This window comes from Tautonia marina, from assembly GCF_009177065.1.
GTDB lineage: Bacteria > Planctomycetota > Planctomycetia > Isosphaerales > Isosphaeraceae > Tautonia > Tautonia marina.
On record NZ_WEZF01000023.1, the window covers coordinates 72698 to 93893 of the forward strand.

The following is a 21196-nucleotide window of genomic DNA, read 5'->3' on the forward strand; positions in this document are numbered from 1 at the left end:
ATCGCGGGATCGAGGCATCGCCCTGCCGACACCCTAACTTGGCGTCGAATCTGTCGGAAGACGGAATCGGCTCGATCCTGGCTCGATCACTTCAGACACAACAGTTCCGGCCAGAACCCACCGGGCAAGTCGCGTGCCTGAGGGGAGCTCGCATGGACATTGAGAACCGAGAAGAGGGATGAATGAGCCACGGATGAAACACGGATGAAACACGGATCAGAATCAAGGAATGGTCTTCGATCGCTTCGCTCTGCGTTGCCACAACCTCTGATGGTTGGCGCGGCTCTCTGCGTTCGACTTTCCCAGTTCCTTCCATCCGTGTTTCATCCGTGTTTCATCCGTGGCTCATTTTTCTTCGGGATTATGCCGGGCTCCGACCCCACCGAGGCCGGCCGGATGGGCATTCAGGGCAAAGTCATCGGCCAGGTGTCGGATCGCCTCGGGGCCGATTGCCTCGCGACGAACGCGATGCCCCGAGAACCGCGAAGCTCGTCCCCAGACGACGACCCGGATCGGATGATCCGGCCCCACCCGATCGGCCAGAGCCTCGGCCACGCCGACCGCCGCCCGAGCCTGAGGATACGGCGGCGTCCCCCGCTCGGCCCGGCTCCAGGAGGTCAGGTCGAGCCGATGCCACGGATCGCCGAGGCGAGGCTGGCGGAGATGGCGGCGGATCTCGTCGGGGTATTGCGCCAGATCGTCTTCATGAAGATACACGTAGACTCGCTCGGCATGACTGGCGTACAAGGCGAAGGATGGCCAGGAATCCCAACCTCCCCAGCGTTCCAGTAGGGGCAAGGCAATGGCCAGGGCGAAGACCGCGACGACCGCCCCACCGGCGCGCGGCATCGGCTCCATCGGGGCGACCGAACGCCCCGCCCCGGTTCGGGCGAACAGGATCAATCCTTCGACAATCAAGGCACTGTTCCAGACGACAACGATCGTGCTGTGATCCAGGCCCCAGGGACCGAGCAGCGTGATCAGGGTCGCGTGCATGAGGACGGCGCCCGCCATTGCGTACGGTCGGGTCGATCGGAACGCCAGGCCAAGGCCGACGAGCAGCTCGGCCAGAGGCATCAGCAGTGCGGCCCCCGTCCGCACGGGAGCGGGCCAGCTCATCACGTCGGTTCCAAGCGGAGCAGTGAGCTGGATCAGGAAGGCGGCCCCGACCTCTCCGGGGAAGGTCGTATCCAACTTTGACAGGCCCGAGTGAACATACAAGGCGATCAACAACGCCCGGCAAAGCCCAAGCGCCCGAGCCGAGGGCAAGGCCCCCAGCGCCAAGGCCATGAGGGCATACTGATACACCCACGGTTGAAAGCGGTGCTGGTCTCCGGCGATCAGGTAAGCCAGGGGGAGCAATCCGAGGAGGAAGACTTGCCTGCGGACCATCCCGCCGACGATCGAGGCGACGAGCCCTCCGAACAGCACGAGCCGAAGCCAGGGAGGTTCCGGCAATCCTGGAAGAAACGGCACGCGAGGCACCAGGCCCCCGGTGCCGATCCAGAGCGGCCACGAGAGGGTGAGCATGGTCAGGGTCGCCACGGCGAGCGCCCCGCGGAACAGCCCTGCGCGAACACGGGCGGAATCGTCCGGACGCGGATCATGATTCATGGAGCATCTGTTCTCGAAGCGATCGGTACCGAACCAGGGCCTCCTCCGCATCGCTGGCCTGGCGATCGAGCAGACGAGCGGCGGCGGGCCCCGTGCCGTCGGGAGGCAGCCCTTGCATCACGTCTCGGATGAAGGCGATGGCGACGTGGGAATCTTGCGAGGTGCCGAGAATCTCCTGCACCTGCTTCGCCCGCCGGCCGATGCGCTTCGCGCCGTTTCCGGCCGGTCGGCCCAGCCAGTCGGCCACCGACTCGGCGGCGTACCGGGTGCGCTTGGCCCGCTTGCGAAACGCGTGAAGAGCATCGATGGGAGCGTCGGGCGGGGAGGCGTCGAGGGCGTCGAGAAACCGCCGCCAGTCGCGGCCCAGGCGATCGGCCAGGACCGCCCCGGCGGGCCGATCGTGGCCGTCGGCGAGGGTCGGGGTTCTGGCCTCGGCGATGATGGCGGCGCGGAGTGCCGCGTATCGGTCGCCATCGAAGGCGGCCTTGAGGGTTGATCGGTGTCGTTGCCGCCGCCGGTCGATTTCCTCGAAGATGGGATCACTCGGCCCGACGCAGTCAAGCGCCACGACGGCGTTCCGCAGGCGATCTTCGAGCACGTCGAGATCGCGGACATCACCCAGGACACCGGCAAGCCATCGCAGCTCGTCTCGGAGGGGCCGGAGGGCCGGATCGTCCATCATGGGCTTGAAGAAGCGAAGGTCGGAGCGGAGGCGGCGAACCGAGGTCCGCATCTGGTGGATGTCCTCGGGGAGGAACTGGCGGGCTCCCGGCTCATGGGAAAGCATGCGTAAGACGTCATCACCCAGTGCGGCCCGCACGACCAGGCCGATCGACGATCGGGCCGTCCGACCGCGTCGAGCTTGCTGCTTCAGGGCTTTGAGTGAGTGTGATTTCATCTCAACAAGAACCCGATGATGAGCTTTCGGCCAGGGATCGGGCGAATCCCGGACGATCGGACCAACGCGAACGATCGGCGTTTCAGAGGGATTCGACAAACGCTTCGACGGTCTTCCGGAAGGTCAATCCGGCTTCGATGTGCGGGAGGTGGCCGACCTCGGGCAGTTCGACGAGCCGAGCGCCGGGAATCAATTGCGCCAGCTCGGCCGACTTCTCGGGAGGGTTGACCAGGTCGCGATTCCCGACGATGGCGAGCGTTGGCACCTGGATCTGGCCGAGGCGGTCGCGGGCTTCGTGCTCCAGCGCGGCCTGGGCCTGTCGGGCGTAGGCTTCGGCATCCTGGGGGAACTCATTTCGCTCGGCGAACCGGATGAGGCCATCGACCTGGGCCGGGTGTTCGAGGAAGGCAGGACCGACGAGCCAGGGCATGACCAGTCGGGTGAACTCGGCCGGCTCGCACTTGCGTCGCAGGTCGATCCAGGACTGGAGCAAGGCGCGACGCCAGGTATCGGTTCCGGCGTGGGACGAGGCGAGGACGAGGGCTCGAACGCGGTCGGGATGGCGCAGGGCCAGTTCCTGGGCAATCAGCCCTCCCATCGACTGCCCGACGATGATGGCCGGCCCCAGGCCAAGGGAGGCGAGGACCGCGGCGGTGTCGTCGGCCAGATCGGCGATGGTGTACCCGTTGGGGTCGCGATCGCTGCGGCCGGCGTCGCGGTGATCGAGGCCGAGGACCCGGAATCGCTTCGCAAAGTGGCGGATGGCCACGGCGAAGGCGCGATGATCGCCTCCCAGGCCCGGCAGGAAGACCAGGGGCAGGCCGTCGCGCGGGCCTTGATCGTCGTGGTAGAGATTCCTGCCGTTGAGGAACAGCTCAGGCATGGCGGGCTCTGGTCCGATCCGCTTCGCATCGTGATCTGCGGACCTTCGCTGCGGCAAGGCATTGGGTCCGATTACGGTGACACCAGTGACTCATTCTATCGAGCCACCTGCGGATCGACGAGGTCCCGAAACCTGGAGCCAGGGTTTCCCTGTCGAATTTTCAGGGCGAGCGACTTGCCGAGGTTGAACGCACCGGTTAAAATTCTGGAGTCGATCGCGGATGCAATCGTGATGATTCCTCGCGTGAGACACCACAATTTTGTTGCCCCCATCGTCTAGAGGCCTAGGATACATGGTTCTCAGCCATGGGACCGGGGTTCGAATCCCCGTGGGGGTGCTTTGCAAGTTTGAGTTGATTTTGATCTGGCCACGCAGTTGCGTGGCCTTTTTTTTGCAACGAATCCACGTTTCACCCGAGGAGGTGTGCGATGGTTCGGTGTCTGAATGAGTTTGGGTCCATCATCGCGATCGCCGCGATCATGGGAGTGCTCGGCTGGACCTTGCTCTCGGGCGGCCCCGTGTCTGAGGTGTACGAGGCGCGACTCACCTTTGGGGTGATGACCGTGATCGTGATGGGAGCGTCCGTCTTGCTCTGGACAACCCTTGCCGCCCTGCTCGGACCGCAACGGCTGCTGGTCTGGGCCGCGGTGGGCCTGGTGTCTCCATTGCTCGGATGGTTGTTGCTGTTCCCGCCGGTGTCCTATGTCGTGATGGTCCACTCGCCTGTGGTCACCTTCGGGGTCGGACTGGCGACGGGTATCCTGGTCTGGGCGGCCTTCCGCTTCAACGTGTCTTCGAAACGCCTGAAGACAGGCGACCTCTGGAACGAGATGGTGTGAGCAACCGCCGAGTGCGGCTCCCCTTCCCCTCCCTTTCCGATTCGAGCGCATTGCCCTTCACGAGCCGAAGCCTGGCCACTGGTCTGGTCCTCCCTTAGCATGTCGGGAGGAATTCGGATGGAATGGGCGGCCCGATTGTGGGGCGCTCCGCTCGTTGGGGTGAACAGCGTCGATCACAGGGGAGTGACGGGAATGATGAGTCATCTGACCAGGGCTGTCTTGCTGGGAATGTGCCTGATCCCCGCCACTGCCCTCGCCGGGTGGGAACCACCGGAGACGCCGACCTTCATCGAATATCTTCGGGCCAGCGCTGTCTCGAGAGACGTGATCGACCAGTTCCTGAACGGCCCCAGCTGGGCCCAGTTTGACCCGGAACTCGGCTACAGGCTGGGCAACTACTTGCCGACCGACGGCATCGACGGCAGTGCGACCCTCTCAACCGCTCGACTCGACGGCGCCCGCACAGCCTTCATGTACCTCGATCGGCCCTGCCGGATCAACACCTATGGCGACAGCTTCACCCAGTGCCATCAGGTCAGCGACGGCGAGACCTGGCAGGAGTACCTGGCCGCTCACCTCGGCGAGCCCATCCGCAACTTCGGCATGGGGGGCTACGGGGCCTACCAGGCATACCGAAGGATGGTCCGCGAGGAGGGGACCGACCACGGCGCCGATCACCTGATCTTCTACATCTGGGGTGACGACCACATCCGCAGCCTGCTCCGCTGCCGGCACGCCATCATCTACCCGAGGTGGGACCACAAGGGCGGGCGAATGTTCCACAATAACTTCTGGCCCAACCTGGAGATGGATCTCGACTCGGGGGAACTCGTCGAGCGGGAGAATTTCCTGTCGACCCCCGAGTCGCTCTACCGCATGTGCGACCCGGAGTGGATGGTCGAGCACCTGAAGGATGACCTCGCCCTGCAACTCTTCGCATTCAAGCTGGGATTCATCCGGGACCTGGACCGAGACAGGACCGATCGCCTGGCCGCTATCCTGGATTACCCGATGGACTGGAACGATCAGGAGAACCTTCGAGCACAGGCCGGCGCGCTCCTGGATCGATACGCCTTCCAGGCCACGAAGCTCGTTTTGGAGAAAGCCCGAGCATTTGCCGAGGAACATGGGAAAAAGCTCATGGTCGTCCTCTTCGATCCGTACCAGACGTTGGACCAGTTGAGGCGCGGCGAGGATCGGTACGATCAGGAGATCGTCGATATGTTGAAGGCCGAGGGATTCACCTTCTTCGACATGAACGAGGTCCATCTCCAGGACTTTCGCCGCTCGGGGATGGACTACGGCGATTACATGAAGCAGTACTTCATCGGGCATTACAACCCGAGGGGGAACCACTTCTTCGCCTACTCGATCAAGGACCCGGTGGTCGAGTGGCTCGACCCCAAGCCGATCACGTACCGGAAGCCCGCCCCCGACTCGATCGACTTCCAGGGCTACCTCCCGATCCGCCCCGACGGGGACGCCACGGGCACTTCGCCGACACCACCGCAACGCCCGTGACGTCTCAAGCGGGCGAAGGACGGCTAAATCGTGGCAGGAGGCTTCGGCAACCCACGATCGATCCCTCCTCGGGCTGCTTGGGATGGCCCGAGGAGCTTATCCACCCACACCGGGAAGCTGCGAGGCAGCCTCGGGATCGAGCACCCAGGTGACGCGATCGCCGGCGGATCGGAGAAGGGAGCCGGGCACCTGCGCGGTCATCGGTCCGGTGAGGGACTGGGCGACGGCCTCGGCCTTCTTGGCGCCGAAGGCAAGGACGAGGATGCGGCGGGCGGAGAGGATCGAGGCGGTTCCCATCGTCAGGGCGCGGCGAGGGACGAGCGCTTCGCCGCCGAAGTCGCCGGCGGCGTCGGCAACGGTCGTCGGGTGGAGCGAGACGGGGCGAGTGGGGAGCTTCAGAGCCGTTTCGGTGTCGAGGTCGGCCGGCTCGTTGAAGCCGATGTGGCCGTTGCGACCGAGGCCGAGCAGTTGCAGGTCGAGCCCCCCTTCGGCCTCGATCCAGCGATCGTACGAGGCGCCATAGGCTTCAAGGGCCGACTCGGGCACGGTGCCGTCGGGCACATGAGCGCGGTTCGGCGCCAGATCGACCTGGGAAAAGAGGTGCCGGTGCATGTAAGTCCGGTAGCTCTGCGGGTCGAGCGGCGACATGGGGTAGTATTCGTCGAGGTTGAAGGTCGAGACCTCGCCGAAGGAGAGGCGACCGGCTCGATGCTCCTCGACCAAACCCTTGTAGACCGGCACAGGGGTTCCCCCGGTCGCCAGGCCGAGCACGGCCTTGCCTCGCTGAGCGACGGTTGATCGAACCAACTCGGCGATCTGATCGGCCGCAGCCAGGCAGGCGGCGGCCGAGTCGTCGAAGATCAGGACAGAGGTTCCGTCGAGGTCGAGCGATCGAGTGGGGGACGGGGCGGGCATTGTGGACCTTTTCCACTTCCAAAGGGTCAACGGACGGTTTGAGGCAAGCAAACGGTTCGGTTCGAACGGGGGAGGCTTGTGGGCAAAAGGTCGCACCCTCAGGCCGTCGCAGGAACGAGATCCTGCAGCGTGGACGGGTCGAGGTGGCCGCCGAGAATGCCCAGGGCGATCTGGATCGGGTCGCTGGCGAGCAGGTCGGCGCGGGTGGGATCGAAGCGTTCGATGCGGAACAGCTCGACGCCGACAGCGTTGACGTCGGACCGGGAGGGTCGGCCGCCAGAGAGGCTGTGCCCCTCGGACCATTCACGGGTCAGGGCGGCATAGGCCCGGCCGAGATGGTTACAGAATTCGGTGTAATCGGTCAGCTTGACCTGCGAAGCGTGGCAGTTGATCGCCCATTCCTTGGTGCGTTCGGCCTGCTCGTCGTAGGTGAAGAAGGCGTTCGGCTGGGGCAAGGGGCCCCAGGGGGTCCAACCGCTCATGACCATCGTGTCGCTCAGGCCGGCGCCGATCAGGCCAATGGCGGCGAAGCATCGGGTCATCCGGTGGGCCATGTGGGCGTCGGTCGCCGGGGGGATAATCAGGGCGCCGGGCTTGCGCTGATCGAACCAGCCGACGATCTTGTCGAGATCGGCGGCGGTGGGGCGATAGCCGGGGCTTCGGTAGGCGTCGAGGTCCCAGCAGACCGGCTCGGCGCCGAGGACGTCGCATTCGAGGCGGAATTCTTTCTCGCGGACAGTGACTTTCTTCTGGTTGTTCAACCAGGGGGCGTCGACATTCCGCTCTCCGGCGAAGACGAGGACCTCGATCACCGGCAAGCCGCGTTCCACGGCGAATTCGTGGAGCATGCAGGCGGCGGTAATGGCCCCATCGTCGGGGTGAGGGCACATCATGACCAGGGGACGGTCGGCCTTGACCACCCCCCGCAGCGCATCGCGGACGTCGACGATCTGGCCGTGGGCCCCGCTGGAAAGGACGATGCGGAGCAGGTCCTCGTAAACGGGCTTCCAGCGAGAACTTTCGGTCGATAAGTGAGAGAAGGGTTGCATGGGCTCGCCAAAGCTCCGGCGCGACGTGGGGTCGCTCCTTCGGATGGCCTCGTCCGGTGCGACGACCGACACCAGAGCGGGGGGAACGGAAGCCAACCGATTTATCAACTGTTCACATGAGAGGAAACGAGCGAGCGAGACCTCGCCGGCCCCTCCATTGTGCGACCCGCACCGCTCGGAGTCAACGCGCGATTCGGCCATTCGTGAGGCGGGCCGATGAACGTCTGGTGACCGACGCTGCATTGCCCTGATAAACTGAAGCGCTCCGGCCAGGACGACCCATGCCGGCCAGGATTCCGGGAGGCTGACTGATGGCAATGTCCGCATCGACCGACGCCGAGCTCCGATCAGGTGATCCCGACGGATTCTTCGAGGTCATCGACGATCAACTGGTGGAGCAACCGCCGATGGGGACGGAATCCGTCTGGGTCGTCAGCCGCATCAGCTACCGCCTTGCCACGTTCGTCGATGAGCAGGCGAACGGTACTGTGGTCTCGGAAATGCTCTTTACGCTGCGACGAGCCCCCCTGCTCCGTCGTCGGCCCGATGTCGCGTTCGTCTCGTCCGACCGTTGGCCGCTCGACCGATCGATTCCTCGGGAGAACGGCTGGGAGGTCGTTCCCGACCTCGCCGTCGAGGTCGTCAGCCCGTCCGACCCGTTCGAGGATGTGCTCGATCGGGTCCACGACTTTCTCAAGGCCGGATCGGCCCTCGTCTGGCTTGTGCTGCCGAAGCTTCGGCAGGTCTACGTGTACGACGGGGCCGCGTCGATCCGAGTCCTGAACGACGGAGACGAGCTGGACGGCGGCACCGTCCTGCCCGGCTTCCGATGCCCGATCCGATCGTGCTTTCCTCCGAGCGTCTCGGAGTGACGGACGCACCAACGCAGGCTCAGAGGTGTTCGACCCAGGCCTCGGCCTCGTCGGTCGCGCGATTCATGCGGGCCTCGACCTCAAGGCGGTAGTGTTCGATCCCCTCACGGTCGATGTCGCTCGGAACCGTCACGGGAGCCGGAGCGACACAGCAGGCCGCCCGGAAGGGCCGAGGGACGGCGAAACGGTCCCAACTGTTGGCCCGCCAGGGGCGATGGAAGGCCATGCCCGCGCCGACGATCGGCCAGCCGGTCTTGGCGGACAGATAGATCAACCCTTGATGGACGTGCCGCCGGGGGCCTCGGGGACCGTCGGGAGTCACGCAGAGGTGGCCGCGGTCGATTCGAGCGATCATCTCCTTCAAGGCCCGGGCGCCTCCCCGGGTCGTCGAGCCCCGGACGACACCGAAGCCGAGATTTCGGACGACCCGGGTGATGTACTCGCCGTCTCGGTGGTCGCTGATGAGGATTTGCATCTCCGGCCAGGCCCAGAAGTAGGCCGGAAAGAGCATCACCTCATGGAAGAAAGCGTAAATGTAGCGGTGGCCCAGCCTTCGAGCGACCTCGGGGTTGACGTTCGGGTCGTCGTAGCGGAAGTGGAAATGGTTTGACCCGACGAGCCGACGAATGCCCCACGCACCGACCGTTCCGACGGTCGAGAACAGCAAAGGGTGCTGAATCTTCATCGCTTCGGCCTCCATGCCGGATCGTCGATCCACCAACTGCCACCCATCGATCGGGAGCCTACCCGACCGGGCCGTTCCCGACCAGATCAAGCCTCGGCGGTCGCAAGCACCCGATAGCGTTCGCCGAAGAAGGGTCGGCCCTCGACCCGGAACTTGTTGGCGAAGTTCGTTTGAATCTGCCAGGCGTCGCCGGCCTCGACCCGAGACTCGTCGATCGGCGAGAACCCCGGGTGCGCGGTGATCAACGCCACGCTCTCGCGGAAATACTCCTCCACGTCGGTCATCAGGCGAAGCTCTCCGCCCACCTTCACCACCTTCGACGCCCGATCGACGAATCGCTCGTTGACCACCCGGCGCTTGCGGTGCCGTTTCTTCCACCAGGGATCGGGAAAGTAGACGTGCAAGACCTCGATCGACCGATCAGGGACGAACTCATCCAGGAACTTCTGCGCATCGCCCGCCACGACCCGGACATTCGTCAGGCCCGCTTTCACCACGCGCTGGGCGGCCAGGGCGGCGTACTTCTTCGCCAGTTCGACCCCGACGAAGTTCGTCCCCGGCTGCTCCGCGCCGGCAAAGGCCAGATAGACCCCCTTGCCCGGCCCAACCTCCACCTCGACCGGGCCTTCGTTGCCGAAGAACACGGTCCAGTTCAAGGGGGCTTGCAATTGATCGAGCAGGAAGAACGTTCCCGTCGTGTCGACGGGAGATCGGCGTCGGGGCATGGCGAATCGGGCCGTCGGGCTCGGTGGGATCGTGGGGAAGGAAGGAGACGATCGTAGCCGAAACCACGAGGCCGCTTCAACTTCAACGTCCCGACCAGAGCAAGGCGTCCCGCCGATCGGCCTCGCGCCGCGATCCCTTGCCCTGTCCCGCACAACCGCCGGGATGGACCGGGGCCCCGGTGCGATTGACGCGGGGGGTGCCGAGGCCTCGGGCGCGATCACGGACCTGAGCGATGGCGGAGCGCATGGCGTCGGCATCGACCTCGTGCACGTCAATCGGCTGGCCAACGGCGGGGATCATCGTCAGGGTGAGCCGGCCGCCGAGGTGCTGGCGGAATTCTTCGAGGCCAAGGAACAGGTGGTCCGTCTCATCGAGGGCAGGGTCATCGAGCGGCAGGCCCAGGTCGGCCAGGCAGCGGAGGACGCGATCGGCCACGAGCGGATCGAGGCCCAGCGCGATCGACGAGTAGACCGTGTCGATCGCCACGCCAATGCCGACCGCCTCGCCGTGGCGGAGGGAAAAGCCGCTGAGCGGTTCGAGCTTGTGGGCCGACCAGTGGCCAAAGTCGAGCGGCCGGGCTTCGAGCCCTTCGAAGGGATCGCCCCCTCGGGTGATGTGGTTCAGGTGCATTCGAACCGAGTCTCGAATGGCGGATCGGGAAGCGTTCGGGTCTCGGCGACGGATGAGGGTGGCGTCTCGGCAGAGGCGGTCGAAGGCGTCAGCGTCCTTGAGCAAGGAGACTTTCACGGCCTCGGAGAAGCCGGAGACGTAATCGCGATCGGGCAGGGATTCGAGCAGAGCCTCGTCGTTGACCACGGCCCAGGGGACGGCAAAGGCGCCGAGCCAGTTCTTCTTGCCAAACAGATTGACGGCATTCTTGACCCCGACGCCGGAATCAGCCTGGGCGAGCGTGGTGGTCGGCAACCGAACGAGCCGGATCCCTCGGTGGGCGATCGCGGCGGCAAAGCCGACGGCGTCGAGCACTGCGCCGCCGCCGATGACGACGACGTAGCTCCGGCGGTCGAGATCGGCCTCGTTGAAGGCGCGGAGCATCTGCTCAAGGCCCTGAATGTCGTTCTTAATCGCCTCGCCACCGGTGACGACGATCGGATCGCCGACGACCTGGAGCCGATCAGCGAAACGATCGGCAAAGGCGTTGAGGGCATCGAGCAAATTCGGGCGAGCTTCTGCGACCGGGCCATCGACCCAGAACTGGACGCGGGCGAGCCGATCTCCGGAAGGCTCCAGCAGGTCGGCGAGGACCTCGGACTCGGCGCCGAGGACGTCTCGGGTCATTCGCAGGCGATGCACGAACGGGGCCGCGAACGGCACATCGAGCCGTTCCGAGGGGTCGATCGGGGTCGTCATTGCGCGGCGCACTCCTGCGGCCCGGCTCAGCTCCGCATCGAGGAGCGGAACGGAACGGATCGGGCGTTCGGGTGGTCAATGGGGGGATGGGCCTCGTCCCGAGCGGGTCGGGCACCAGGCGGGATCGGTCGCGCCGGGCCGAACACGGGGGTGTGAGGGTTCCGAGCGTTGACCCGACGTTGACCATTGTCCCCCCCGATCCCCCTCGGAGCAAGTCCCCGCCCCTGGAACACCTTCGACCGATCACTCCCGAGGACGGGACGTTGCCTCGGGAGTGTCCGCGTCCAGGACCTTCCGCCGAAAGGTCATCAAGGTCTGGCCGTCGCCTGGTTCCGCGGCGAAGCTCAACGGCCGGGGCTTGCCGGGATCGGCCGTGCAGAGGACCAGCCGATCGTCGTCAAAGCGGTAGATCCCAAGCACCCGATCCCCCCGGTTCCGACCACCTTCGGGAATCAGGTCGATGGTCTTCGGGTCGGCGGCCGGGTCCAGTTCGAACGTCGTCGCAGCGAATGACTTGCCTGCGCGCTTCCAGACGATCCGGTTCCCGTCGACCACCCGGACGATCTCCTTCATGACCTCGGTCGGCCCGTCCTTGCCGTCTCGAATCGATCGCTCAACGGCCCAGGTCCCTTGATGGCGGGCCAGGTCGTCGGACGGCTTGGCGGCGTCGTCAACGGCCGGAATCACCAGAAGCACGGCAGCGAGGCGAAGCAATCCGATCATGGCTCCAGGGCTCCAGACTCTTGGAACGGGTCCATCCATCGCTTCCGAGCAATCCGCGGGCGGGATCGACCGACTCGGCCGATCCCACGCTCCCGCGACCAGGACCATTAGCATCGGTATGATACACCAACAGAGGGCGTTCCCCCGATCACGGTTTCCTCGACGGAGGCTTCCTCGATGCCCGGCCCGTTTCCCGGCGTCGATCCGTATGTGGAAGCAGAGCACTACTGGCCCGACTTCCATCTGACATTCCTCAATTACTGGCGAGAGGCCATTGGTGATTGCTTGCCCGATGACTACGAGGTCCGGGTCGGGGAGCATGTCCGACTCGTCGATCTCGAAGCGCAGGAGAACGCCCTCATCCGTCCCGACGTGGCCATTGTCCACGCGCCGAAGCCAGGCCCCTCGACGAGCGGCGGCGCGGCGATTTTGGAACCGGAGACGATCCCGACGACGATCTACGACGAGGATCGCGAGGTCTTCCTGAAGATCGTTCACCGGCCCGATCGGAAGCTGATCACGGTGTTGGAACTGCTTTCACCAGCGAACAAGATCGAGCCCGGATACCGGGATTACCTTTCGCGACGCAACGCGATTCTCTGGCAGCAGGTCCACCTGGTTGAGCTGGATTTGCTGGTCGGCGGCCGTCGCTTGCCGATGGAGCGGCCGCTCCCTCCCGGTGATTTCTTCGCCATCATCGCCCGATGGGAGCAACGGCCCGATTGCCAGGTCTACTCCTGGACGGTCCGCCATCGGCTGCCGAAGATCCTCATTCCCCTGAAGGCCCCCGACCCGGACCTCTCGATCGACCTGGCGGAGGTCTACACGATCGCCTTCGATCGCGGCCGATATGCCCGGTCGATTGATTACCAGGCGCCTCTCGATTTGCCCTTCCACCCGGAAGACCGCTCGTGGGCCGAGGAATCGGCGAGGGCCTTCCGGGCGTGAGTCGTCCGTCAAGGGCGCGCTTCGACCGGGTTGCGGAGGGTGCCGAGGCCGTCGATCTCGACCTCGACCACGTCGCCGGGCTTGAGCCAGACGGGGGGCTTGCGGGCCATGCCGACGCCGGGAGGGGTGCCGGTGAAGATCAGGTCGCCGGGTTCGAGGGTCATGATCTGCGAGAGGTAGGCGATCGTCTCGGGCACCCGGAAGATGAGTTGCGAGGTGCTCGAATCCTGCATCAGGCGGCCATTGAGCCGAAGGCGGATGCCCAGGGCGTGGGGGTCGGGAACCTCGTCGGCGGTGACGAGATACGGGCCGACGGGGGCGAAGGTGTCGAACGTCTTGCCCGACATCCACTGGCCGCCGGGCTTACGAAGCTGCCAGTCTCGGGCCGAAACGTCGTGGCCGACGGCGTAGCCGGCAACGTGATCCATCGCGCGATCGGCGGGAATGTCGCGCCCCGGCTGGCCGATGACGATGACCAGCTCGGCCTCGTAATCGACCTCGTGGCTCACCTTCGGCAACTGGATCGGGGCCTCGTGCCCGATGAGCGATGACGGATACTTGCTGAAAAGGATCGGCTCCTCGGGAATCTTCGCGCCGGTCTCGATGGCGTGGTCGCGGTAGTTGAGCCCCAGGCAGATGATCTTCTGCGGGTCGGGGACCGGGGCCAGCAAGGTGGCCGCGCCGGAGGCGAAGGCCACCGAGCCGGTCGAGGCGGCCTGGCGGGCTCGGGCAAGCCCTTCGGAACCGAGGGCGAGGAGGGCTCGGACGGAGTCTGGCAGGGTGGGATCGGCGGCGTTGAGATCGACGAAGCGGCCGTCAAACTCGGCGCACGCCCTCGGGCCACGATCCGTGGCGACGGTCAGCAGGCGCATCGGGGGGTTGTCCTTCCAGGGAGGCGGGATCAAGCCAAGGCAATCGACACGACCGGCGCGGGCACTCGTCCCGGCTCCGGTGGTCCTTGCCGTAAGCTACACCGATCGGCCAGCCGGAACCAGGGGGCGTTGCGTCCTCACGATCGCTCGGCTCGGGACGGAAGGCGAACCGGGCTGGCCGGTTCCGGCCAGGCTGGTAAGATCCTCGGAAACCGAAGCCCCCCCAAAGGCCGCGTCCGATCGCTCGATCGAGAAAGGACTCGCCCCGTGAGCCCTCCTGAGAATCCCGTGTCTATCGGCCCCAGCCGGATCGGCCGGGGGCAGCCCCTGGCCCTGATCGCCGGGCCTTGCGTGATCGAGCCGGGCGACCTGACCGATCGGATCGCCGAGCGACTGGCGAAACTCCGCGACGACCTGGGCATTCCGGTCGTCTTCAAGGCCTCGTTCGACAAGGCCAACCGCACGTCGAAGGGGAGCTTCCGAGGGCCAGGCATCGACGAAGGCTTGCGGACCTTCGAGCGGATCAAACGCGCGACCGGATTGCCGGTCACGACCGACGTTCACGAGTCGATCCAGGCCGAGCCGGTCGCCTCGGTCGTCGACCTGCTCCAGATTCCGGCCTTTCTTGCCCGGCAAACCGACCTGCTCATTGCCTGCGCTGAGACGAAGCGGGCGGTCAACGTCAAGAAGGGGCAGTTCATGGCCCCCTGGGACATGGAACACGTCGTCGCCAAACTTCAGGCGGCCGGGGCCTCCGGGGTCCTGCTGACCGAGCGGGGAACGACCTTCGGTTACGGACGGCTGGTCAACGACTTCCGGGCCATCCCGATCATGCAGAAGACCGGCGCCCCGGTGGTCTTCGACGCGACCCACTCGGTCCAGTTGCCAAGCGCCGGCCAGGGGGTCACGAGCGGAGAGCGGGAGATGGTTCCTTACCTGGCCAAAGCCGCAGTCGCCACCGGATGCGACGCCCTGTTTCTTGAGGTGCACCCGAAGCCCGAGGAGGCGCTTTCCGATGGGCCGAACGCGCTTCGGCTCGACGATTTGGAGCCGTTGATCCGCATCTGTCTTCGCATTCGAGCCGCCATCGAGGAATGACTCAAAGCCTGGACAGGCTTCGAACCTTCGAGCCTCGAACCGCGTAGCTGAAATCATCAGCAGGGCGAGTTCACCGCCTTCATCCAGGCATAACTCGCCGAGCGGCCCGAAATCGGTCACAATGGAGGGGTCTTTTGCGGATCCGAGATGCGTGAGCATCGGTGATTCGTGCCCCGTCGAACCGAATGTTCCCTCCATCCAAGTCCGCACCACGCGACGACGCACCCGGAGAGCGACCCCCGTGCGAAGGCGATCATCCCGCTGGCAATTCCTCCCGATCGGGCTGGCCCTGATCCTCGGCGCAATGACCTTTGGCTGTGGGGGCAACGAGGCCCCCCCTCGCCCGATCACCGGAGCCACGCGCGATCCTGGCCGAGCGGATCGCTCCGATGGTCAGGCGGGCCAGGGGATCAACGCCTTTCGAGGGGTCGGCATGGATCCCGAGATGCGCGAGGCCCTGCTCCGCAACGTCGTGACCTTGCTCGAACGTGCCGCACTGACGCCCGGTGGCCAGAACATCAAGATCGCCACCGAGAACCTGAACAATTACTTCAAGTCCAACCCTGACAGCGACTTCCAACTCTCAGACACCGCCCGAGCGTACCTTGAAGAGCAACTGGCCGACTCACCCTTCCAGACCAGCGATTTCGGAACCCGAGCCTTCGAGCAGAAGGATGCGAGGCATATTGAAGACTGCCTGCTCTACCACAACATCGCGGCTCGGGTCGCCGGGCCCGGCTCGATGCTCGACCGGGTCCAACGGATCTTCGACTGGACAATGTACAACGTCCAGCTTGTGCCCCCCGAAGGCCCGATGCCTGAGGCGCTGGTGGCCCAGGGAATCAACCCGGTGCCCGCTCGGCCTTACGACGTGATCATCCGCGGCTTCGGCTCGGAGATTCCGGGCGACCTGTGGGCCGATCGCTCGTGGACGTTCATGGCCCTTTGCCGACAGATCGGGGTCGACGTGGCGATGCTCGGTTATCCGGTCGCCGATGCCGAGGAACCGTACTACTGGACCTGCGCCGCGTTGATCGACGGCACCCCGTACCTGTTCGACACCCGGATCGGCCTGGCCATTCCCGGCCCCGACGGCCAGGGAATCGCCACGCTGGAACAGGCCGCGACCGAGCCGATCGTGCTGGATCGGCTCGACCTGCCCTCCCCTGCGATTCCTTACGCCACCGAGGCGGCCAACCTGGACACGGTCCGGGTTTACCTCGACTCCAGCCGGGGCTACTTCGCCCCCAGGATGCGGCTCTTGCAGAACGACCTGGCCGGAGCGAACCGGATGGTCCTTTACCGAGACCCGGTCGAGCAGCGAGACGCCTGGACCTCGGCCCTCGGCGATCGGCTCGACACGGTCGAGCTGTGGGATCTGCCGTTGAACGTCGAGTACGCCCTGTTCAACGACCCGGCGTACGTTCGGGCGATCCAGTTCGTCAACTTCTACTTCAGCCCGGATTTCCCATTGCTGGGAGCCCGACTCCGACAGCTTCGCGGCGACCTGGCCGATGCGAAGCAGGATTTCACCCGAGCACGGTTCCGCCGGGTGGGCGCCATGGCCGAGGCCTCGCAGATTCCCGCCGAGCTTCGCCAGGAGATCCAGGAGTCGATCGACCTGTTCTCAACCTATTTCCTCGGCCTCGCTCAGCTCGACGACTCGATGCCGGAGCAGGCGATTAACCTGTTCGAACAGGCCTTGAAGCTCCCTCCCACCGGAGTCCGAGCCGTTCGGGGACGCCCGGCCACCCTGCTTCGCCTCGGCGCCGATGCGAACCTCGGCATGCTCTACGAGGCCAAGGGAGAGGACAATCGGGCCGTCTTCGCCTACTCCCGGAGCAATACCACTCCCCAGTCGGTCGGCAACCTGCTGCGGGCCAACGCCCTGGTCTTTGAAGATCCGTTCGGCCCCCCTCCCCCTCCGTTCGATCCAACCGCCGTCGAGGCGGATGAGGCGAATGAAGCGGAGGTAGCAGGCGAAGCGGAACCAGCGTCTCCCACCGAGGAGCCTGCCGCCGGCGAGGCCGAGGCCGAAACCCCCTGATCAACGGTTCCCGACCCGAATCGACCGGCGGCGATCGGCTCACGAGGCGGTCCCTTCCGGTCAATTCGGGCATGATGAAGGAGAGCACGATCGACGGCCGATTGGTCCGGGCAATCCGTCCCGGCTGAACAATCGCCCCATCCGGTGCCGATAGAACCCCAGGTACATGCAGTGTCGAGGGGGCTCGTCGGCCAGCTGAGGGGGAACGCGCCATGCCGTCGCCATCGCCATCGAACCGGTCTTCCGGGCCGTCGAACGATCCGGCTGCGCTGCGGGAGGAAGTCGAGGCCCTCCGCCGACAGGTGGTTGAGTTGCAGCGCGTCAGCGCGCTGGGAGTGCTGGCCGGGAGCGTTTGCCACGAGTTGAACAACGCCCTGATGCCGGTCCTGAATTACGCCAAGCTCGGCCAGCGGAGCAAGGACCCGGAGTACCGCGACCGCGCCTTCCAGAAGATCCTGGAAGGGGCCAACCGGGCAACCGCCATTGCCGGCGGGATCCTGGGCCTGGCCCGTCCTCGGGCCGACCGCAAGAGCATCACCGACCTGGTCCGCCTGACCGATGAGGTTCTGCTTCTGGTGACCAAGGATCTGCAGAAGCATCGGATCGCCCTCGACTATCACGCCGACGGCCGACCCCACTCCCGGACCAATCCGGCCCAGATTCAGCAAGTCTTGCTCAATCTGGTCATCAACGCCCGCCAGGCGATGCCCGACGGGGGTACCCTGAGTATCCGGGTCGGCACGGACACGAGCGGCCGCCGCGCCGAGCTTTCGGTCGCCGACACCGGCACCGGAATCGCCCCCGGCGACCTTCGGCGCATCTTCGAACCCTTCTTCACAACCAAGACCGGGCCCGACGCCTCGGGACTTGGCGGAACGGGCCTCGGATTGCCTGTCTGCCGGGAGATCGTCGAGGCTCATCAGGGTCGGCTTCGGGCCGAGAGCCGTCCCGGCAAAGGATCGACCTTCACCCTCATCCTTCCCACCTGTGCCACCGCGGCCAAGCAAGGGGCGGCCTGACCGCAGGGGACCGGGGTCGAAGAAGCAATTCGGCACGCGACCCCCAAGCCCGTACCATCGCGCCAATTACCGCAAAGCATTTCATCCTTGCGATCGTTGATTCCGATCCTCCCGATGGAGGGAACGACGAGTCCGACCACAGACGGCCCCTCGATGCCCAAGGACGAGCGATGAGTGATTCCCAAACCCGATCCGGGGCGATTCCGCTCCTTCATCATCCGCTCGTTCTGCCGACGCTCGTGGTCGTGGGAGGCTGGGTGCTGCTGCTGGGCGGTTCCTTTCCCGGCCAGGCTCCTCCCTCATCGTCGGGGGTTCATCCCGGTGGTTCCCCTGCGATCGAAAACCCTCCCCCCGCGCCGAAGGCTCAGGAACCGGCCCCGTCGGCGGCGGTCGTGACCGTCCTCGATGGGGGATCGTCGTCGGCCCCGATCCGCCTGATGATCGAGTTTCCGAACGAATCGGCAGCACCCGCCGTGATTACCCTCCCTGCTCCGGAACCGAGGACCTCGGACGCCTCGGAAAGCCACTTTGCCCCCTTCGACTCGCAAACCATCCGGACGGGAACGCCCGTCATCGAGGAGCCGGTGGTGCCTCCTCCCATTCCGGGGCCGCCGCCGGACTTCGACCCGACGATCCTCTCGCCTCTGATCCCGGAGTCGGTTCCCGTCTCGCCGATGTTTGAGCGAGACACCACGGCCGAGCCTCTAATCGCCCGGCCGATGGAGGAACTGCCCGACACCTTCAACCCTGGCCCGCTGCTCGAACGCTATCGCAGCCACGAGCCCTGGAGATCGGAGCAGCCTGCCACCGATTCCGGAGCGAAGCCCGTTGCAGGCACGGGTGGCCCCTCGACGATCGAACAGGGGGATCAGGCCCCCGAACCGCCGGTCATCTCGGACACGATCCTCGGGTTTTCGAACGCCCCCGTCATTCTCCCCGAACGATCCTCGGACGTGGAGGAGCCCTGGACGCCGGCCCCTCGTTCAACTGCGGCGTTCGCGCTTGATGAGGCCGGCCCTGCCGTAACGATCCGGCAGCCGCCCATTCCGCAGCATCGAGGGCTCCGGGGCCTGTTCCGAGCCTTCCGGCCTCCTCCGCCCATTCCCCTGGTGCCCCCGCCACCGATGCCGCAAGGAGCGACCTCGAACGCCCTCAGGAGATGAGCCTCGCACTGGTACTGGAATAGCGTTCGGGCACCAGGAGCGAGACAGCGCGGGGCAGCACCCGAGCGGCCCAGGGGGTCGGGGTTCTGGGATGAATCTTCCCGCTGGGGTCGCCGTCGAGCTGAACCGGCACCGCCACGTCGGAGGAAACCGAAACGCGACGGACCCGACGGTGCCAGACGCCCGGGCGATCCAGGTGCAAGCCTCGGAAAATGAGCCAGAGATAATGCAAGGCCGCCAGCGGGCCGGGGTCTCGGAAGACGACCAGATCGAGCAGGCCGTCATCCTCTCGGGCCGTTGGAGCGATCGGCAGGCCGAGGGCATAGCTGGGCAGGTTGAAGACGAAGGCAATCGACCCGGAGAAGACCTCGGGAGGCTCGGGGTCCTCGACCCGAACTGTCAGGGTCGGGAATTCGTATTCGAAACTCGCGCGGAGGACCGGCTCGACGTAGGCCACCCGACTGGTTGGGCGGACCCGCTGAGAATGGCCGATCCGGGCCAGATGGTGCCGGGTCACAACCTCGGCATCGAAGCCGATGCCGGCCATCAAGGCGAAGCGTTGACCGTCGGCCTCTCCGAGATCGAGGGTGATCACTCGCCCGAGAGCGATCGTCTCGGCGGCCTCCTCGGGGTGTCGAGAGAGGCCGAAGTGCCGGGCAAAGAGATTCTCGGTCCCGGCGGGCAAGACACAGATCGGCACTCGTGGCTTTTCGTTAATCAACGCCGAGACGGTGCCGTCACCACCCACGGCCACCAGACACCGGCACGAGGGGGATTGCTCGGCCTGCTCGACCATGAGCCGTCGATCGGCCGGCGACCAGGCCACGCGAGCCTCCAGCCCCTTGCGCTTCAGGGCCTGGACCAGGCGAGCCACGCGATCACGCCCCGCACCGACCCCGGAATTGGCATTGGCGATCAATCCAACCCATCCCGACGCCTTCGAATCGGCACCGATCGACGAAACCAGGGTCGTTGCACCCGAAACGGGATCGTTCGAAGCGTTCTCGGCCGATGCTGGGCGAGGTCCCTCCTCGTCCATCAATCAGGGTCCATCTCGGGGAATGCGGCAGGGTTGGCAAACCGACGAACCTGTCTTGAGGAACAGGCACCGCGCCCACCGGTCCAGCGAGAAGGGTCCGGCAGGCGAAGCGTTGGGCCTCAGGACAGGTTCGAGGTCGTTCAGAATGTCGGATCCAAATCCCATCGGGAGAAGACGTTGACGTTACTCGGTGGTCTCGGTCGCCTCGGATTCGGTGCTCCGACTGGCAACTTGCTGGAGCAGCTCCTGATTCTCGGCCAGGAGTGTCGTGAGGCGTTCTCGAAGGGTTGAGAGCTGCCCCATGCGATCCGCGTTCTCTGAGGCAAGGCGATCGCGAAGCGTGTTCAGCTCATCCACACGAGCCTGCAACTCCGCTTGCTCCTGCTCTCGGCCGGCGATCGTTTCGTTCGTCCGGGCGAGCAGGGTTTCCTCGTCGTCGAGCCGAAGCTGGAGGCGAACCTGATCTTCCTTGAGAAGGCTGACCCGGTTCTCCAGATCCTCGACACGAAGCTTGAGGGAGCGGAGCTGGGAGTCGGTGATCTGTCGTTCGGAGACGACCTGTTTCTGAATCGCGTAGGCGTCGGCATTGGCCTGGCGCACCTGCTGCTCGGTCTCTTCAATCTGAGCCGAAACCGTCTCGATGCCGCGGCCCCAGTTCCGGTTGAGCTGGGAAACCATCGACAGTAAGTAGATCGAGACGAGCATCATCAGGGCAACCAGAACCGACAGGACTTTCCCGGCGGTGGACATCGGACCTCTCCGTGTGGGTCGATGGGCGACCGATGTTCGAGGACTGATCTGAAGGGGAGACTCGCCGCCGACGGCCGGGCCGAAAGCAGCCCCGGCATTGCCGAATTCGCCCATCGACGCGAGATGACCCTCGATTATACCCCCACGCTCCGGCACATGCCAAGTCG

Annotated in this window: 20 protein-coding genes and 1 tRNA gene; 9 read left to right on the plus strand and 12 right to left on the minus strand. The window is 65.4% G+C overall.

Annotated features, from left to right (window positions below; translation table 11 throughout):
* Positions 1-345: 345 nt before the first annotated feature.
* The 3 genes from GA615_RS22875 to GA615_RS22885 form a co-directional block, all read right to left on the minus strand.
* Complete coding sequence (locus GA615_RS22875) at positions 346-1614, minus strand: DoxX family protein (protein ID WP_152053651.1); 1269 nt, start codon at positions 1612-1614, stop codon at positions 346-348.
* Positions 1604-2512, minus strand: a complete 909-nt coding sequence (locus tag GA615_RS22880; protein ID WP_152053652.1) for a CHAD domain-containing protein — start codon at positions 2510-2512, stop codon at positions 1604-1606. The genes GA615_RS22875 and GA615_RS22880 overlap by 11 nt, the downstream gene beginning before the upstream one ends.
* Positions 2513-2594: 82 nt before the next feature.
* Positions 2595-3395, minus strand: coding sequence for an alpha/beta fold hydrolase (locus GA615_RS22885; protein WP_152053653.1), 801 nt, complete (start codon positions 3393-3395; stop codon positions 2595-2597).
* 264 nt (positions 3396-3659) lie between these two features.
* Between GA615_RS22885 and GA615_RS22890 the strand changes: the two genes are divergently transcribed.
* The 3 genes from GA615_RS22890 (at position 3660) to GA615_RS22900 (ending at position 5755) form a co-directional block, all read left to right on the plus strand.
* A tRNA-Glu gene (locus tag GA615_RS22890) sits at positions 3660-3732 on the plus strand.
* Between the two features lie 91 nt (positions 3733-3823).
* Positions 3824-4234, plus strand: a complete 411-nt coding sequence (locus tag GA615_RS22895; RefSeq protein ID WP_152053654.1) for a hypothetical protein — start codon at positions 3824-3826, stop codon at positions 4232-4234.
* A 192-nt stretch (positions 4235-4426) separates the two neighbouring features.
* Complete coding sequence (locus tag GA615_RS22900; RefSeq protein ID WP_152053655.1) at positions 4427-5755, plus strand: hypothetical protein; 1329 nt, start codon at positions 4427-4429, stop codon at positions 5753-5755.
* A 96-nt stretch (positions 5756-5851) separates the two neighbouring features.
* Here the strand turns inward: GA615_RS22900 and GA615_RS22905 are convergent, their stop codons facing one another.
* Together GA615_RS22905 and GA615_RS22910 are read right to left on the minus strand one after the other, a co-directional pair.
* The gene (locus tag GA615_RS22905; RefSeq protein WP_152053656.1) at positions 5852-6670 is read right to left on the minus strand and encodes a glucosamine-6-phosphate deaminase; all 819 of its coding nucleotides are present in this window, start codon (positions 6668-6670) and stop codon (positions 5852-5854) included.
* A 98-nt stretch (positions 6671-6768) separates the two neighbouring features.
* Positions 6769-7719: a PIG-L deacetylase family protein gene (locus tag GA615_RS22910; RefSeq protein WP_152053657.1), complete on the minus strand. Its 951-nt coding sequence runs from the start codon at positions 7717-7719 to the stop codon at positions 6769-6771.
* Positions 7720-8030: 311 nt separating this feature from the next.
* Here GA615_RS22910 and GA615_RS22915 point away from each other — a divergent pair, with 311 nt between their 5' ends.
* The gene (locus tag GA615_RS22915) at positions 8031-8591 is read left to right on the plus strand and encodes a Uma2 family endonuclease (protein WP_152053658.1); all 561 of its coding nucleotides are present in this window, start codon (positions 8031-8033) and stop codon (positions 8589-8591) included.
* 19 nt (positions 8592-8610) lie between these two features.
* On the opposite strand, the gene GA615_RS22920 is transcribed toward GA615_RS22915, so the two are convergent.
* The 4 genes from GA615_RS22920 to GA615_RS22935 form a co-directional block, all read right to left on the minus strand.
* A complete protein-coding gene (locus GA615_RS22920) occupies positions 8611-9276 on the minus strand; it encodes a lysophospholipid acyltransferase family protein (RefSeq protein ID WP_152053659.1) in 666 nt (221 codons plus the stop codon).
* 86 nt (positions 9277-9362) lie between these two features.
* Complete coding sequence (gene trmB / locus GA615_RS22925) at positions 9363-10001, minus strand: tRNA (guanosine(46)-N7)-methyltransferase TrmB (RefSeq protein ID WP_152053660.1); 639 nt, start codon at positions 9999-10001, stop codon at positions 9363-9365.
* An 82-nt stretch (positions 10002-10083) separates the two neighbouring features.
* Positions 10084-11370, minus strand: a complete 1287-nt coding sequence (locus GA615_RS22930; protein ID WP_152053661.1) for a 3-dehydroquinate synthase — start codon at positions 11368-11370, stop codon at positions 10084-10086.
* A gap of 243 nt (positions 11371-11613) precedes the next feature.
* A complete protein-coding gene (locus GA615_RS22935) occupies positions 11614-12093 on the minus strand; it encodes a TIGR03067 domain-containing protein (RefSeq protein WP_161602495.1) in 480 nt (159 codons plus the stop codon).
* Between the two features lie 177 nt (positions 12094-12270).
* Here GA615_RS22935 and GA615_RS22940 point away from each other — a divergent pair, with 177 nt between their 5' ends.
* Positions 12271-13041 carry a DUF4058 family protein gene (locus GA615_RS22940; protein ID WP_152053663.1) on the plus strand — a complete coding sequence of 257 codons (771 nt, stop codon included), beginning with the start codon at positions 12271-12273 and terminating at the stop codon, positions 13039-13041.
* A gap of 8 nt (positions 13042-13049) precedes the next feature.
* On the opposite strand, the gene GA615_RS22945 is transcribed toward GA615_RS22940, so the two are convergent.
* Positions 13050-13913, minus strand: coding sequence for a fumarylacetoacetate hydrolase family protein (locus GA615_RS22945; RefSeq protein WP_152053664.1), 864 nt, complete (start codon positions 13911-13913; stop codon positions 13050-13052).
* A gap of 288 nt (positions 13914-14201) precedes the next feature.
* On the opposite strand from GA615_RS22945, the gene kdsA reads away from it, so the two are divergent.
* From kdsA to GA615_RS22965, 4 genes are all read left to right on the plus strand, one after another.
* A complete protein-coding gene (kdsA, locus tag GA615_RS22950) occupies positions 14202-15011 on the plus strand; it encodes a 3-deoxy-8-phosphooctulonate synthase (protein ID WP_235905631.1) in 810 nt (269 codons plus the stop codon).
* Between the two features lie 241 nt (positions 15012-15252).
* Positions 15253-17058 carry a hypothetical protein gene (locus GA615_RS22955; protein ID WP_152053666.1) on the plus strand — a complete coding sequence of 602 codons (1806 nt, stop codon included), beginning with the start codon at positions 15253-15255 and terminating at the stop codon, positions 17056-17058.
* A gap of 212 nt (positions 17059-17270) precedes the next feature.
* Positions 17271-18077: a sensor histidine kinase gene (locus tag GA615_RS22960; RefSeq protein WP_152053667.1), complete on the plus strand. Its 807-nt coding sequence runs from the start codon at positions 17271-17273 to the stop codon at positions 18075-18077.
* 170 nt (positions 18078-18247) lie between these two features.
* A complete protein-coding gene (locus GA615_RS22965) occupies positions 18248-19240 on the plus strand; it encodes a hypothetical protein (RefSeq protein WP_152053668.1) in 993 nt (330 codons plus the stop codon).
* On the opposite strand, the gene GA615_RS22970 is transcribed toward GA615_RS22965, so the two are convergent.
* Positions 19230-20279 (minus strand): diacylglycerol/lipid kinase family protein, encoded by a 1050-nt coding sequence (locus GA615_RS22970; RefSeq protein WP_152053669.1) that lies wholly within the window; start codon positions 20277-20279, stop codon positions 19230-19232. The two genes, GA615_RS22965 and GA615_RS22970, sit on opposite strands and share 11 nt — an antisense overlap.
* Positions 20280-20462: 183 nt before the next feature.
* The gene (locus GA615_RS22975) at positions 20463-21029 is read right to left on the minus strand and encodes a hypothetical protein (protein WP_152053670.1); all 567 of its coding nucleotides are present in this window, start codon (positions 21027-21029) and stop codon (positions 20463-20465) included.
* Between the last annotated feature and the right edge of the window lie 167 nt (positions 21030-21196).